The 14383-nt window shown below is 66.1% G+C and carries 14 protein-coding genes; 1 reads left to right on the forward strand and 13 read right to left on the reverse strand.

Translation table 11 applies throughout. The features are described from left to right. Positions 1–16: 16 nt before the first annotated feature. The 6 genes from ASD87_RS01480 to ASD87_RS01505 all read right to left on the reverse strand — a co-directional run bounded on the left by ASD87_RS01480 (position 17) and on the right by ASD87_RS01505 (position 5565). Positions 17–493 (reverse strand): nitrate reductase cytochrome c-type subunit, encoded by a 477-nt coding sequence (locus ASD87_RS01480; protein ID WP_056316196.1) that lies wholly within the window; start codon positions 491–493, stop codon positions 17–19. A gap of 18 nt (positions 494–511) precedes the next feature. After that, the gene (gene napA, locus ASD87_RS01485; protein WP_056316199.1) at positions 512–3007 is read right to left on the reverse strand and encodes a periplasmic nitrate reductase subunit alpha; all 2496 of its coding nucleotides are present in this window, start codon (positions 3005–3007) and stop codon (positions 512–514) included. Next, positions 2991–3332: a chaperone NapD gene (locus ASD87_RS01490; protein ID WP_056316202.1), complete on the reverse strand. Its 342-nt coding sequence runs from the start codon at positions 3330–3332 to the stop codon at positions 2991–2993. Before ASD87_RS01490 ends, napA begins: the two co-directional genes overlap by 17 nt. Further along, positions 3332–3490 (reverse strand): periplasmic nitrate reductase, NapE protein, encoded by a 159-nt coding sequence (napE, locus tag ASD87_RS01495; RefSeq protein WP_056316205.1) that lies wholly within the window; start codon positions 3488–3490, stop codon positions 3332–3334. The genes ASD87_RS01490 and napE overlap by 1 nt, the downstream gene beginning before the upstream one ends. Positions 3491–3745: 255 nt before the next feature. Next, entirely contained in the window at positions 3746–4606 is an 861-nt protein-coding gene (locus ASD87_RS01500; protein WP_056316207.1) for a 3-keto-5-aminohexanoate cleavage protein, read from the reverse strand. Continuing rightward, complete coding sequence (locus tag ASD87_RS01505) at positions 4603–5565, reverse strand: 3-hydroxyacyl-CoA dehydrogenase family protein (RefSeq protein ID WP_056316212.1); 963 nt, start codon at positions 5563–5565, stop codon at positions 4603–4605. Before ASD87_RS01505 ends, ASD87_RS01500 begins: the two co-directional genes overlap by 4 nt. A gap of 123 nt (positions 5566–5688) precedes the next feature. On the opposite strand from ASD87_RS01505, the gene ASD87_RS01510 reads away from it, so the two are divergent. Then, the gene (locus ASD87_RS01510) at positions 5689–6597 is read left to right on the forward strand and encodes a LysR family transcriptional regulator (RefSeq protein ID WP_056316215.1); all 909 of its coding nucleotides are present in this window, start codon (positions 5689–5691) and stop codon (positions 6595–6597) included. A gap of 87 nt (positions 6598–6684) precedes the next feature. Here ASD87_RS01510 and ASD87_RS01515 read toward each other — a convergent pair whose 3' ends face one another. From ASD87_RS01515 to ASD87_RS01545, 7 genes are all read right to left on the reverse strand, one after another. Beyond that, positions 6685–9120 (reverse strand): TonB-dependent receptor, encoded by a 2436-nt coding sequence (locus ASD87_RS01515; protein ID WP_200952109.1) that lies wholly within the window; start codon positions 9118–9120, stop codon positions 6685–6687. A gap of 70 nt (positions 9121–9190) precedes the next feature. Beyond that, positions 9191–10243, reverse strand: a complete 1053-nt coding sequence (locus tag ASD87_RS01520; RefSeq protein WP_056316218.1) for a FecR family protein — start codon at positions 10241–10243, stop codon at positions 9191–9193. Positions 10244–10251: 8 nt separating this feature from the next. After that, positions 10252–10773, reverse strand: coding sequence for a sigma-70 family RNA polymerase sigma factor (locus ASD87_RS01525; RefSeq protein WP_056316219.1), 522 nt, complete (start codon positions 10771–10773; stop codon positions 10252–10254). A 233-nt stretch (positions 10774–11006) separates the two neighbouring features. Next, positions 11007–11903 carry a polysaccharide deacetylase family protein gene (locus tag ASD87_RS01530; protein WP_056316222.1) on the reverse strand — a complete coding sequence of 299 codons (897 nt, stop codon included), beginning with the start codon at positions 11901–11903 and terminating at the stop codon, positions 11007–11009. Positions 11904–11918: 15 nt separating this feature from the next. Further along, on the reverse strand, positions 11919–12629 hold the full coding sequence (locus ASD87_RS01535) for an ABC transporter ATP-binding protein (RefSeq protein ID WP_056316225.1): 711 nt from the start codon (positions 12627–12629) through the stop codon (positions 11919–11921). After that, positions 12607–13389: an ABC transporter ATP-binding protein gene (locus ASD87_RS01540; protein ID WP_056316228.1), complete on the reverse strand. Its 783-nt coding sequence runs from the start codon at positions 13387–13389 to the stop codon at positions 12607–12609. Before ASD87_RS01540 ends, ASD87_RS01535 begins: the two co-directional genes overlap by 23 nt. Continuing rightward, positions 13386–14372 carry a branched-chain amino acid ABC transporter permease gene (locus tag ASD87_RS01545; RefSeq protein WP_082586174.1) on the reverse strand — a complete coding sequence of 329 codons (987 nt, stop codon included), beginning with the start codon at positions 14370–14372 and terminating at the stop codon, positions 13386–13388. The genes ASD87_RS01540 and ASD87_RS01545 overlap by 4 nt, the downstream gene beginning before the upstream one ends. Positions 14373–14383 lie beyond the last annotated feature (11 nt).

Below are 14383 nucleotides of genomic sequence, written 5' to 3' on the forward strand. Positions count from 1 at the left end.
GACGGGCTCCTGTCCCTCACTTCTTGTCGGGCGCCGGGGCGGAGAGGCGCTTGAGGATCACGTCGATGTCCTGGAAGTTGTTGGGGACCAGCGGCTTGGCCTCCGTTTGCGGAACGTGGCACTGCAGACAGAAGTAGCGGCGCGGCGACACTTCGGCCAGCACGTTGCTGTCACGGTCCATGTAGTGCGTCACGCTCAGCGGCACCGCCTGCGTCTGCTCCGTGTTGACACGGGCGTGACAGGCCAGGCAGCGGTTGAAGTTCTTGTCGATCTGGTAGCCGTCGATCTTGTGCGGAATGGTCGGCGGCTGCATCGAGTACGTGCGCATGCGCCGCACGTCGCGGTTTTCAACCGGGGGCATCAGGGGCGGCGTGGCCGATTCGGTCAGCGGCGTCGGCCCCCGCATCGGATCGACCATCGGGTCGGGCGGGGCGGCCCACGCGTTGGAACCAATCAGAAAGGCGATGGCGATCGAAGTGGCGCGAATGTTCATGAGCGTCTCCGTCGGCCGTCAAGCCTTGGTGATCTTGACCGCGCACTTCTTGAAGTCGGTCTGGAACGAGATCGGATCGGTGGCGTCGAGCGTGACCTTGTTGATCAGTTGGCCGGCGTCGAACCAGGGCACGAACACCAGGCCGCGCGGCGGCTTGTTGCGCCCGCGCGTTTCCACACGGGTCTGCATCTTGCCGCGCCGCGACGCGATCTCCACCAGTACGCCGCGCCGCAGACCCATGGCCTGCGCGTCATCCGGGTGCATGAAGCAGACCGCGTCGGGGAAGGCGCGATACAGCTCCGGCACGCGCCGCGTCATCGAGCCGGAGTGCCAGTGCTCCAGCACGCGGCCGGTGGACAGCCAGAAGGGATATTCCTCGTCCGGCACCTCGGGCGGCGGCTCGTAGGGCAGGGCATAGATGTTGGCCTTGCCGTCCGGGTTGCCATAAAAATTGAAGCCGGAACCGACCTTTACGTACGGGTCCGCCTTCTCGCGGTACCGCCAGCGCGTCTCGACCCCGTCCACGACGGGCCAGCGCAGCCCGCGCACCTGGTGATAGGTGTCAAAGGGCGCCAGGTCGTGGCCATGGCCGCGGCCGAACTCGGCGTATTCCTCGAAGAGCCCCTTCTGCACGTAGAAGCCGAACGCCTTGGCCTCGTCGTTGGCGTACTCCGGGTCCAGCTCCGTGTTCGGAAACTTGTTGACCTTGCCGTTCTCGAACAGCACCTGAAAAAGCGTCTTGCCTCGAAGTTCGGGCTTTTTGGCCAGCAGGTCCGCAGGCCAGACCTCGTCTGTGGTGAAGCGCTTCGAAAACTCCATCAATTGCCACAGATCCGACCGCGCGCCGCTGGGCGCGTTGACCAACTGGTGCCAGAACTGCGTGCGGCGCTCGGCGTTGCCGTAGGCGCCTTCCTTCTCGACCCACATCGCGGTGGGCAGAACCAGATCGGCCGAGATCGTGGTGACCGTCGGGTAGGCGTCGGACACCACGATGAAATTGGCGGGGTTGCGGTAGCCGGGGTAGCCTTCGTTCAACATGTTGGCCGCGGCCTGCATGTTGTTGTTGACCATCACCCAGTAGGCGTTGATGGTGCCGTCCTTCAACATCCGGTTCTGCAAGACCGCGTGGGCGCCAACCTTTTCGGGGATGGTGCCGTCGGGCAGCCCCCAGACTTCTTCGGCGCGCGCCCGGTGCTTGGGGTTGGTCACGACCAGATCCGCGGGCAGGCGGTGTGAGAACGTGCCCACCTCGCGCGCCGTGCCACAGGCGGACGGCTGGCCCGTCAGCGAAAACGGGCTGTTCCCCGGGGTGGAGATCTTGCCCGTCAGCAAATGGATGTTGTAGACCAGGTTGTTCGCCCACACGCCGCGGGTGTGCTGGTTAAAGCCCATGGTCCAGAACGACATGACCCGGATCTTCGGGTCGGCGTACAGCTCGGCCAGCGCTTCCAGATTCCGCGCCGGCACACCAGTCAGCTTGGCGGTGTATTCCAGGTCGTACTTGGACACGAACTTCGCGTACTCATCGAAGGTGATCGGGCGCGACCCGCCGGCATTGTTGGCGTTCTTGGCGGCCTTTTGCAGCGGGTGCTCCGGACGCAGGCCATAACCGATGTCGGTATTGCCCTCCAGGAACCGGGTGTGCTCGTCGACGAACTCGCGGTTGACACGCTTGGTCTTGATGATGTGGTTGGCGATGTAGTTCAGGATCGCCAGGTCGGTCTGCGGCGTGAACGTCAGCGACACGTCGGCCAGCTCATACGACCGGTTCTCGAAGGTGGACAGCACCACCACTTTGGTATTGGGCTTGCTCAGCCGCCTGTCGGTCACCCGCGTCCACAGGATGGGGTGCATTTCGGCCATGTTGGCGCCCCACAGCACGAAGGCGTCGGCGCTTTCAATGTCGTCATAACAGCCCATCGGCTCGTCGGCGCCAAAGGTGCGGATGAAGCCCACCGCCGCCGACGCCATGCAGTGGCGCGCGTTCGGGTCGAGGTTGTTGGTGCGGAACCCCGCCTTCATCAGCTTGAGCGCGGCATAGCCTTCCCAGATGGTCCATTGGCCCGAGCCGAACATGCCGACGGCTTCGGGGCCTTTGTCCTTGAGCACGCGCTTGAACTGTTCGGCCATGACGTCAAACGCCTGATCCCACGAGACCGGGGCCAGTTCGCCATCCTTGGCGTACTTGCCGTCCTTCATGCGCAACAGCGGCGACGTCAGCCGGTCGTTGCCGTACATGATCTTGGACAGGAAATAGCCCTTGACGCAGTTCAGGCCGCGATTGACCTCGGCGTTGAAGTCGCCGTGCGTTGCCACCACCTGATTGTCCTTCACCGCGACGTTCACGCCGCAGCCGGTCCCGCAGAATCGACAGGGCGCCTTCGACCACTTCAGCTTGGCCGCTTCCGATTCGGTCACGATGTTCTGCGTGTAGCCCACGATGGGGATGCCGGCTACCGTGGCGGCAGCGGCGGCGGCAGATTGCTTGATGAACTCTCTACGAGCCATGGACATCGTCAATCTCCTCATTCATCGCGGCAAGCGTGTCGGAATGCTGATACACCAGCGCCGAGGCCAGTACGCCATCCAGCCGCTGGATCTGCGCGATGCGCGCAAGCATGTCTTCGGTAGAGGGGGCTTCCAGCGTGACCACCAGCTTGCCGGTCTCGGAAGCGCCGTGGATTTCGCCGCCGTCGATCGCGAGGATCGCGCCGCGTACATCGGCCAGCCGGCGCGGGGCGGCATGCACCACCATGCTGGCGATGTGCAGCTCGGGCGCCGCGCTACAGGACGCGGGGGCGGGCCGATTGTCGGGGGAAGGGGGGAGGGCGCTTGTCATCAGCTTCCCGGGGGGCCTGCAAACATCTGGTAGATCCAGACTGCAAAACCGTATCCGGCCACGATGACCACTGCCAGCACCGGAGCCATGACTGCCGCCAGGAACAGGAAACTTCGGAATTCCTGGGCTTTTGTGTAGCCATCTGATTCGTCTTGCACACACCACCTCGCTGCGAAAGCTTGTAGGGGTATTGCGTCAAACGTACTGATGCGAAAGTTTGTAGCAGATGAGTTTGCGCCGCGTCAATGTTGCAACACAGCGAAATAATCGAGAAGTTAACGCGGACTGTTTACGCTGCGATGACGGGAAAGACGGTCCGTGCAGATGCCAGCGCAGATGTCCGCGATGCCGCCCGCGACCACGGCGGCCGCCCGCCGCCGCGTCAGGCGGCCGCGATCCGGCCCGCGGCTGCGTCAGCCGATCGCGCCGTAAATGCGCCGGGCGTCCGCCGCCGTCGCCAGCGGCCGGCCCAATGCCTGCGCGCCTTGCGCGGCTTGCGCCACCAATGCCGCGTTGTCCGGGGCGATCGTCCCGTCGCGCAGCTTCAGGTTGTTCTCAAACCCCACGCGCATGTGGCCGCCAAACGCGGCAGCCGTCGTGACGCAGGCGTTTTCCTCGGGGCCAAAGGCGCAGATGGCCCACGGCAGCGAATGGTCGTAGGCGGCCAGAAAGGGCAGCAGGTCGTACGCCGACGACGTCTGCCCGGCGCTGTAGCGCCCCAGCACGAACAGCACCGACCACGCGCCGGGCGGCACCAGCCCGCGCGCGCGCAGCGACAGCCAGCGGCGCACGTCGGCCTCGTCGTACAGGATGATCTGCGTCATGATGCGGCGCTCGGCCAGCCACGCCAGGAAGGCGGCCAGTTCCGCTTCGGAAATGCCCGGCACGGCAATTTCGCGCAGGCCGATGGAGACGGCCTCGGGGTGCAATTCGCGCACCATCGCGATCTGTTCCGCGGCCTGGTACTCACCCGCCGCTTCGCTGGTCACCTGCACCAGCAGTTCGTCGCCGACTGCCTTGTGCACCGCGGCAAGCGCGTCGCGATAGGCCTGGGCATCCAGCAGGTGGCTGCCGTCGGGTTTGCGCACGTGCATGTGCATCATGGCGGCTCCGGCGTCCAGGCAGGCGCGGGCCTCGCTGGCCAGGGCCTGCGCGGTCAACGGCACGGCAGGGTGGTCGGCGGTCTTCTTGTAGGCGCCATTGGGCGCGACGGTGATGATGACGGGCGAGTCGGCCAGCGCGGCGCGTGGCAGGACGGGGGCCGGGGCGCTCATGGCTGGATCTCCGGCAGTTCGGGGGCAATCAGGTCCAGGCCCGCGCGCAGCAGCCTGTCGTAGCGGGCGCGTTCAGCGGCGATGGTCTCGGGCGTCCAGACATGGAAGCCTTCGCCGGCCTTCATGCCGTGGCGCCCGTCGGCGGCGCGTTCGGTCAGGCAGCGCGCCGGGTGGTCGGCGTTGCAGAAGGTGGGATACATCGTGGCGCCGGCCGCCGCGTGAACGTCGATGCCGGCGTGGTCGCGCTGCATGACGGGGCCCGCCGCCAGGAACCGGAAGCCGAAGCCGAAGCGCACGGCGGCATCCACGTCCTCGGGCGACGCGATGCCGCGGTCGATGAGGTCAAAGGCTTCGCGCGACAAGGCGTGCTGCAGGCGGTTGGCCAGAAATCCGGGCAGATCCTGCTTCACCTTGACCGGCACGCTGCCGCAACGCCGCATGAACGCGATCAGCGTGTCGGCGCAGGCCTCGTCGCTGGCTTCGCCCAGTACCACTTCCACCAGCGGAACCAGGTGCGCCGGCATGAAAAAGTGCAGGCCCAGCATGCGGCCGCGCGTGTCCAGCCCCTGGCTGATCGCACTGATCGGAAAGCTGGAACTGTTGCTGGCCAGGATGGCGTCCGGCCGCGTGCGCCGCGCCAGGTCCGCAAACAGGGCCTGCTTGATGTCCAGCCGCTCGGGAATGCACTCGATGACCAGGTCCACCGTGGACCAGTCCACCTCGTCCAGCGACGGCGCGGTGGCCAGCAGCGTGGCGTTCGCCTCGCGCCCGATGACCCTCAGGTTCTCCGCCACCCGCGCCGGCACCCCGGCCGCGCGTTCGGCATTCGATTCGATCACCGTGGTTCGGCACGCCGCGCGCGTCAACACGACGGCGACATCCGCGCCCATCGTGCCGCCGCCCACCACCACTGCATGCGCCGCGCCCGGATTGGGCAGCGCCTTCGCGTCCTTCTGCATGCTGTTCTCCTGATTCTGGAAACCCGTCTGGAGGCGAGTGTAGAGAAGCGCGGTTGATTGATGAATCAGAATTTTTGAATAGAATGATCGGTCAATCAGATCAATAACACCCGGGGACAAACCATGCAGATCAATCTCTCGATGCGCGACATCGACACCACGCTGGTGCTGGGCCGTACGCTCAACTTCCGGCAGGCCGCCGGGCAGCTGCATCTGTCGCAGTCGGCGTTGTCCACGCAGATCCAGCGGATCGAGGAGGCGCTGGGCGTGCGCCTGTTCGACCGCACGACGCGCACCGTGCGGCTGACGGCCGCGGGCGAGGTCTTTCTGCAGCAGGCCGCGACCCTGCAGGCGGCGTTTCGCGACGCGATCGCTGCCGTGAGCGGCATTTCCAGCGCGGAAGAGGGCCAGGTGTCGGTCGCCGCGCTGCCGTCGCTGGCGGCGCGGCTGCTGCCGCGGGTGCTGATGACCTACCGCCAGGCACACCCGCATGTCGCGCTGAAAGTGCGCGACACGCTGTCCGGCCCGGCCTTCGATCTGGTGCGTGCGGGCGAAGTGGATTTTGCCCTGACCGCCGCCGACCCGCAGCACGCCGACCTGCACTACGTGCCGCTGATGTCCGACAGCTTCATCCTGCTGATTCCCGAGGCGCATCCGCTTGCGCGCGCAAAGGGTCCGCTGCGCTGGGCCGACACGGCCGGCGCGGAGCATGTGTCAATGGTCCACCCGAGCAGCGTGCGCCAATACACGGAATGGGCCTTCCTGCAGAACCGCATCCGCTTTGCGCCCGCGTTCGAGGCCGAGCACCTGACCACGATCGTGGCCATGGTGGAATGCGGCTTCGGCGTGGCCGCGCTGCCAGAGATCGCCGCCGGCGCGGTGGCGCAGACCGGCATCGTGCAGCGCCGCCTGACGGCGCCGGTGGCCGAGCGCTCAATTGGCTTGGTGACGGCGCGCAACCGCAGTCTGTCACCCGCCGCCGTGGCGCTGGTGCAGACGCTTCGGGAGTACGTGGCGTCGCAGCCGCGATGAAAAAAGCCGGCCTCGTTGCGGAGGCCGGCTTTGCGGCAGGCAGTTGATTCGCGGCGCGGGGGCCGCGAATCCTTGCAGGCGTACGGATCAAAAATCAATCTGCGCCGACAACAAGAACGTGCGCGGCGCGGCCACCGTCGCGTACGAGCCGCTGGCCAGCCAGAAGTCCTTGTTGAACAGGTTTTCGATATTCGCGCGGAACACCACGGAGCGGCCCAGGATTTCGGTGTTGTAGCGCGCGCCGATGTCGTAGCGGGTCCACGAGGGCAGGGTCAGCGTGTTGGCCGCGTTGAAGTACATCGACGAGGTGTGGATCACGCGGGCGTTCAGGCTCAGGCCGCGCACCCAGGGGGTGTCCCAGTCCACGCCCAGGTTGAAGGTGTTCTTCGGCACGCCGTTGGCTTCGTTGCCGTCGTTCACGCCGCCCGCGGTGCGCTTGAGGGTGGCGTCGTAGAACGTGGCGCTGGCCATCATGCGCAGGCCCGGCATGGCTTCGCCGAAGGCCGACAGTTCCAGGCCGCGGTTGCGCTGTTCGCCGTCGAAGCTGTAGATCCGCGTGTCGGGATCGGTCATCGAGTTGGGGCGCGTGATCTGGAACACCGAGGCGCTGGTGATGATCTTGCCCCAGTCGACCTTGACGCCCGCTTCGTATTGCTTGGACTTGTAGGGCGCAAACACCTGGCCGGCGTTGGCGGCCGTGGCGGGGGCGATGCCGCCGCGGGTCAGGCCGGAGGTGAAGTTGCCATACAGCGAGACGTTGGAAATCGGCTTGAACACGATGCCGGCGACCGGGGAAATCGCGCTTTCGTCATAGGCGTTCAGGCGCGCGCCGGTGGCGGTGGAATAGTTGTCCAGCGCGACGCGCTGGTTGCGCAGGCCGCCGGTGATCAGCAGGGTGTCGTCGGCGAAGGACAGGGTGTCGGTCAGCGTGTAGCTGGTCAACTCGGTCTTGGACGCCTTTTGCGGCGCGCCACGGTAGGCCGTGACCGGGGGCAGCGGCGCGGGGCGGTAGATGCTGGACGGCACGCCCGGGCCCGAGGACGTGACGTAGGCGTTGCCGGACTCCTGGTCCAGGCGCGTGGCCGACAGGGTGACGGTGTGGCCGACGCCCCAGGTGTCGAAGCGGGCGCGCAGGCCGACGTCGCCCGTCCAGGTGCGCGAATACGAGTCGTAATAGGCGTTGGATACCGTGAAATTGCCCAGCGCATCGGCGGGGCCGGACGGGAAGGTCTGCTCGGCGGTGCCGTAGCGGTAGCCGGTCGCGCCGTAGACCATCAGGTGGTCGTTGATGTCGTACTCGAGGCGGGTGGCCACGGTCGAGTCGTTCAGCTTGAGCTTGGTGCCGGGATAGAAGTTGCGGTGGCCGGACGGCGGCGACGGCAGCGAGGTCACGTTCGACTGGAAGCCGACCTGGGGACGGAAATTGTCGATGTCTTCATGCTGGGTGTAGGCGTCCAGCGACCAGCGCAGCTTCGTGCCGCGGTAGTCGAGCGCCAGCGCGCCCACGCCTTGCTCCTGCTTGCCGTCGTCGATGTTGGTGTCGCCGTTGCTGTAGACGCCGTTGACGCGGATGCCCCATTCGTTGTTCTCGCCAAAGCGCCGGCCCATGTCGAGCTGGCCGCCCAGTTGCGATTTGCTCTGGTAGGTGGTGGTCAGGCGGGTCAGGGGTTCGTCGCCCGCGCGCTTTGTGACGATGTTGATGCCGCCGCCGATGCTGCCGCTGGGGCCGATGCCGTTCATCAGCGTGCCGGGGCCCTTCAGGACTTCGACGCGCTCCATCATGGCCGCGGGCATGCGGCTCGCGGACGCCAGGCCGTACAGGCCGTTCAGGCCCACGTCGCCTGCCGCGACGGAAAAGCCGCGGATCTGGAATTCATCGGAGAAGCCGCCGCTGGACGTGGTGGTGCGCACCGAGGACTCGCTGATGACGATGTCGGCCAGCGTGCGGGCCTGCTGGTTCTCGATCATCTGCGCGGTGTAGTTGGTAGTGCTGAACGGCACGTCCATGACGTCGCCCGTGCCCAGCACGCCCAGGCCGCCGCCGCGCGCCACCTGGCCGCCCGCAAAGGGCGCGGGCAGGGTGGGATCGGCGGCCGAGGCGGTGACCGTGACGGCGGGCAGTTGCGTCGTGGCGATGCCCGCGCCGGCCGGGCGGTCCAGCACATAGCTGCCATTGGACTGCGGCAGCACGCGGATGCCGGTGCCGGCCAGCAGGGTGTCCAGCCCGCCGCGCACGCCGTAGGTGCCGCGCAGCCCATTGCTTTGCAGGCCAGCCGTCACGTCGGGCCGGAACGACAGCACGATGCCGGCTTCACGCCCGAAGCGGCCCAGCGCGTCCTCAAGCGTCCCCGCGGGAATGTCGTAGCTGCGCGTGGCGGCGGCCTGCGCGTGGGCGGCAGTGGGGACGGCCAGTGCGGGCGTCGCAAGCAGCGTGGCGGTGGCGATGCGGCCCGCCAGGCGCGCCGTGGCTGCGCGGCGCAGGATGCGGGAGGACTGGCGCTTGGGCGCCCGGACGTGATTCATGAACTGGCCTTTCAGAGAGGTGAGGTTGCTGTGTGCTCACCCTCCTTGACCCTTGGGATCGAAAAACGGATCAGCTTTTTTGTAACAACGGTGACTGACGCGCCGTGTCGGGGCCGGCGATAAGGTGCAGACGGCGGCCGCGCCAGCGCCGCGTCTCGGTTTCCACGCGGATGTCCAGCGTGGCGCTGAGCGCGGCCAGCACCTTGTCCACGTTGTTGACGGGAAAGGAACCGGACAGCAGCCGGTCCGCCACGGCGGGATCGCAACTCAGCGTATCGCGGCTATAGCGGCCGAGTTCGGCAATGAAATCGGCCAGGCGCATGCCGCGCGCCACGATGAAGCCGTCTTTCCAGGCGATCTGGTTAGTCTCGGCGGCGGCCGGTTGCGCGACGCCACGCGACGAGTAATGGGCGCGCAGTCCCGCCTGCAACGTCAGTCCGTGCGCGGCGTCGTCGCGCGGGCGGATCTGGACGGCGCCTTCGAACACGCTGACCTCGGTCGAGGTGTCCAGCAGCCGCACGGCGTATTCGGTGCCCAGCGCTCGCGCGGTGCCGTGCGCGGTCTCGACAAGAAAGGGCCGGTGGGGTACGCCTGTCTCTTGGGCAGTGGTGATCAGGATTTCGCCCGCGATGAGCGCCACGCGCCGCAAACCCGCGCTGTAGCGCACGTCGATGGCGCTGTCGGTGTTCAGCACCACACGGGTTCCGTCCGGCAGCGTCAGGCTGCGGTGTTCGCCGATGGCGGTGCGATGGTCTGACGTCCAAGTGCGCCACGGGGCGCTCTGCCCGACGCCCCAGGCCGCGCCGCTGGTGATACCCAGGACGCTCACGGCCTTCAATGCGCGCCGGCGCTGGGCGCAGGCGGGGGCGGCCAGCGCTGCCTGCGCGATGGCCGAGCTTCCCGGGGCAGCCAGCGGCTGCAGTCGGCCTTGCACGGATTCGATGCGCAGCCACGCGCGCTCGTGGTCGGGGTGCGCGGCGCGCCAGGAGGTCCATGCGCGCACTGTTTCGGGGGCAACGGGGTCGTCTTGCAATTGCACCAGCCATTCCAGCGCGCGTTGCGCGACGGCGGGCGATACGGCAGCCGCATCGCGGGTGGCGCCGTACCACGGCGAGGCGGACATGCGGCGGCTCATCCGGTAAAAGACAGATCGGCGAAGCAGCAGCGCTGCAAGGCCTTGACGAGATAGCGCTTGACCGTGGGGACCGAGATGCCCAGCGCGTCAGCCACCTGGGCGTGCGTGTGCCCGTCCAACTGCGACAGCAGGAATGCCTGCCGCACGATGGCGGGCAGCCCGTCCAGCAGACGGTCCAGCTCCAGCAGCGTTTCCAGCACGATGGCCCGGTCCTCGGGCGACCAGTGCACCGCCTGCGGGGCCTGGGCCAGCGCCTCCAGATAGGCGCGCTCCAGTTTCTCGCGGCGCCAGTGGTTGGACACCAGGCGCTGGGCGACGGTGGTAAGAAACGCGCGCGGCTCGGTGAGCGTGGCCGGAATCCGATCGCTGCTAAGCAGGCGGATGAAGGTGTCGTGCGCCAGGTCTTCGGCCTGATCGGCGTTGCCCAGGCGGCGGCGCAACCATCCTCTCAGCCAGGAGTGGTGATCGCTATAAAGCGTTTCGATGGAGGAGGGGAAGGCGCATCCCGGCGTACTCAAGATCCAACCTTTTGATCAAGCCGCCGGCGCCTCGCAGTCGGAGGCGGGACAACTGCTCATGCGAATTACGGGAAATAGTAATTGTTATTATTACCGATTCCAGGCAGGGCTTGTCAAATTGTTGCCGGGCGAGGGCGGCCGGGCGTTGCCGGCAGGCGTCAGATATAAGCGGCCGGATAGGTGGTTCTGAAAGCGAGTGGCGGAATCGGTTTCAGAACCGGTGGGGCACTGGGCTATTGCGGCATGGTGCCGGTGGCGAGCGCCGCGCAGTGATCGTAGATGGCGCCCGGCCGGGTGAACCAGATCTTGTCGCGCTCGGGGTGTTCGACGATGTACTTCAGCGCACGGCGCAAGGCCCGCAGGCGGTAAGGTTGGCCGACGATCATGGTGTGCAGCGCAATGCCGCAGACCAGAGGCTGCCTGGCCGATTGCGCCAGCATTTCGTCGAACTGATCGATGATCATCTGTTCAAATTCCACGGCGGAATGGCGGCGCACCAGCATCTGCGGCGAGTCATTGATCTCCAGCGGATAGGGCACGGACATCAGCGGGCCTTGTTGCGTGCTCATCCATACCGGTTGGTCGTCGGCCGGCCAATCCATGACGAATTTGTAGCCGGTGTCCACCAGCAATTCCGGTGTCTGGTGGCTTTGCGACATCCATGGTCCCATCCAGCCGCGAACATCCTGGCCGGTATGCGTCTTGATGGCATCGCGCACCTCCAGCAGCAGGCGGCGTTCGTCGGCCGGCCAGAGATGCCCTTGGGCTTCGGCATTGGTCCGGCCATGGCCGATGATCTCATCGCCACGCGCTACCAGGCGTTCGGCGATCTGCGGCGCGTAGTCAAAGACCACGGTGTTGAGCAAATGGGCGGCCGGCAGCTCAAGCTCGTCGAACAGATCCAGCAGGCGCCAGACGCCGACCCGGTTCCCATAATCTCGCCATGCGAACGCGCGTACATCCGGCTGCGGCAGCTCGGCGCCGAGATTGTGTCCCCGGCCGGCGCCGAAGGCGAAATGCTCGATGTTCAGGCCCAGGTAAACCGCCAGACGTTTGCCTTGCGGCCAGTTGTAGTTGCTGCGTTCTGGAATCGCGCTATAGGGATAGCGGTCGTGATACGGAAGAAGCATGATGGTGTCCTGTGTTTAAACGCCTAGAAAGGCAGTCTGTACCTTGGGGTCTTCGAGCAGGGCATCAGAAGCGTCGTCATAGACCTTCTCGCCCAATTGCAGAATGGCGGTCCGGCTGGCGACGCGCATCGCCCAGTTGGCGTTCTGTTCCGCCAGCACAAAGCTCAGGCCTTCGCGAGCCTGGATCTCGAGCAGTATGTCGCCAATGCGCTCGACGACAATAGGCGCCAGCCCCAAAGAGGGCTCATCCAGGAGGAACAATCTTGGTCCGCTCATCAGCGCACGGCCGATGGCCAGCATTTGCTGTTCGCCACCGGACAGGCTACCCGCAGCCTGGCGGGCGCGTTCCTTCAGGCGCGGGAAATAGCCGTAAATCTCGGTCATGCGCTGCGTGGCGCGTTCACGGCCCCGGCCGAACGCGCCCATCTTCAGGTTTTCGGCCACCGTCAGCGACGGAAACACGCGCCGTCCCTCCGGCGAGAACCCAATGCCCAGCTTGACCACTTCCGAAGCCGGCAGTGTCTTGATGCTGCGGCCTTCCCAGAGAATTTCGCCCTGATATTGCCGCGCCAGGCCGGAAATGGCGCGCAAGGTGCTGCTTTTGCCGGCGCCGTTGGCGCCGATGAGCGCGACGGTTTCACCCGCGGCGATGGTCAGCGACAACCGGCGCGTGCCGACCACCTGGCCATAACGTACTTCCAGATCACGCAATTCCAGCAGTGACATTTCTCGTCCCCAGATAAGCTTCGACAACCCGGCTGTCGCGCAGCACGTCGGCCGGTTTGCCTCGGGTCAATTCCTGGCCGGCGGCAACCACCAGCAGGCGGTCGCACAGGCCGGCGATAAAGCGCATGTTGTGATCGATCACCATGACGGTGACCCCGGATTCGCGCACTTGCTGGATGACCTTGCGCACCTGGTCGGTTTCCTCGGCGCTAAGGCCGGCAACGGGTTCATCCAGCATCAATAGCCGAGGCCGAGCCGCCAGTGCAATGGCAATGCCGAGGATCTTCTGTAAGCCGTAGGGCAGACTGCCGGCGCTGGCATCGGCCACGGCGCGCAGATTCATGCTGCTGAGCAATTGTTCGACCAGCGCGTCGGACTCGGCCCGGCGCTGGCTGCTGCTGCCCATGCCGAACAGAGCCGGCAGCGCGCCGGGATAGCGCAGCAGATAGCTGCCGCGCACCAGGTTTTCGCGCACGCTGGCTGCGCTGTAGACGGCTGTGGACTGAAAGGTGCGCACCAGTCCGCGTCCGCTGAGTCTGGATGGCGCCCAGCCGGTCACTTTTTCGCCATCGAAGACGACCGTGCCGCGTGAGGGCATGATGACGCCGCTGATCAGGTTGACCAATGTGGTCTTGCCCGCGCCGTTGGGGCCGATGACGCCAAGAATTTCGCCAGCATAGACTTCGAAACTTACGCCATCGACCGCTTTCAGACCGCCGAAGCTGCGACCGATGTCTTGCACCTCAAGCAGGGTTTTCATGCCTGGCCTCCACGGCGGCGCGTGGCCAGCCAGCTGAACAGACCTGCCAAGCCCGAAGGGAAGGCGGCCATCACGACGATAAGGGCGATGCCGAACAGAATGCGCTGCACTTCGACATAGCCGCGCAGCAATTCGGGCAGGGCAACCAGAAAGACGGCGCCGATAATGGGGCCGATGGCGTTATACATGCCCCCCAGCACATTCATCACGACCAGATTGAGCGAATCGACCATCCCGAACGTGGTCGGGTCGATGTACCGCATGAAGAAAGCCAGCAGCCCGCCTTGCAGACCCGCCAGCGCGCAACCCAGCACGAAAATGCCCACCTTGAGCGGCAACACGCGCACGCCCGCGCATTCGGTCAGACGCGGCGCCTCACGCACGGCATCGATGGCGCGGCCGGTTTCGGACATCAGCAACCGCACGCACAGCAGGGTGCACAGCGCCGCCGCGACCAGGGACACGTAGTACTGGGCCAGCGGTGAACTCCAGGCCGGGTTGAGCGGTGGCAGATTGGACAGGCCGTTGGCGCCGCCCGTCAGGCTTTCCCATTCGACCAGCACCAGACGGATGATCTCGCCCAGCAAAAAGGTCACCAGCACAAAATACTTGCCGGTCAGGCGCAGCAGCACCGGGCCGACCAGCAGGGCGAGCAAGCCGGCTGCGGCAGTACCCACGGCCAGGCCCATTGCGGGCGGCAGTTGCAGTTTCGTGACGGCCAGCGCGCAGCCATAGGCGCCGATGCCGATAAAACCTGCGTGCGATAGCGAAATATGGCCGGTTCGGATGATGAGGTGCAGGCTCAGGGCGCCGATGATGTTGAGCAGAATCAGCGCGCCGATGGCGAGCAGGAAGGCGTTGTCGAACACCTGGGGCGCCAGTGCCAGCAGCGCCAGCACCAGCAGGCCTGCCAGACTGGCTGCCAGGCCGCGCGAGCGCCGGGGCCGTGCGGGTCGCGCCAGGGGCATGGATAGTTGAGTCATGAGTGCGCGTC

It is taken from the genome of Achromobacter sp. Root170 (assembly GCF_001428165.1).
GTDB classification, from domain to species: domain Bacteria; phylum Pseudomonadota; class Gammaproteobacteria; order Burkholderiales; family Burkholderiaceae_B; genus Achromobacter; species Achromobacter mucicolens.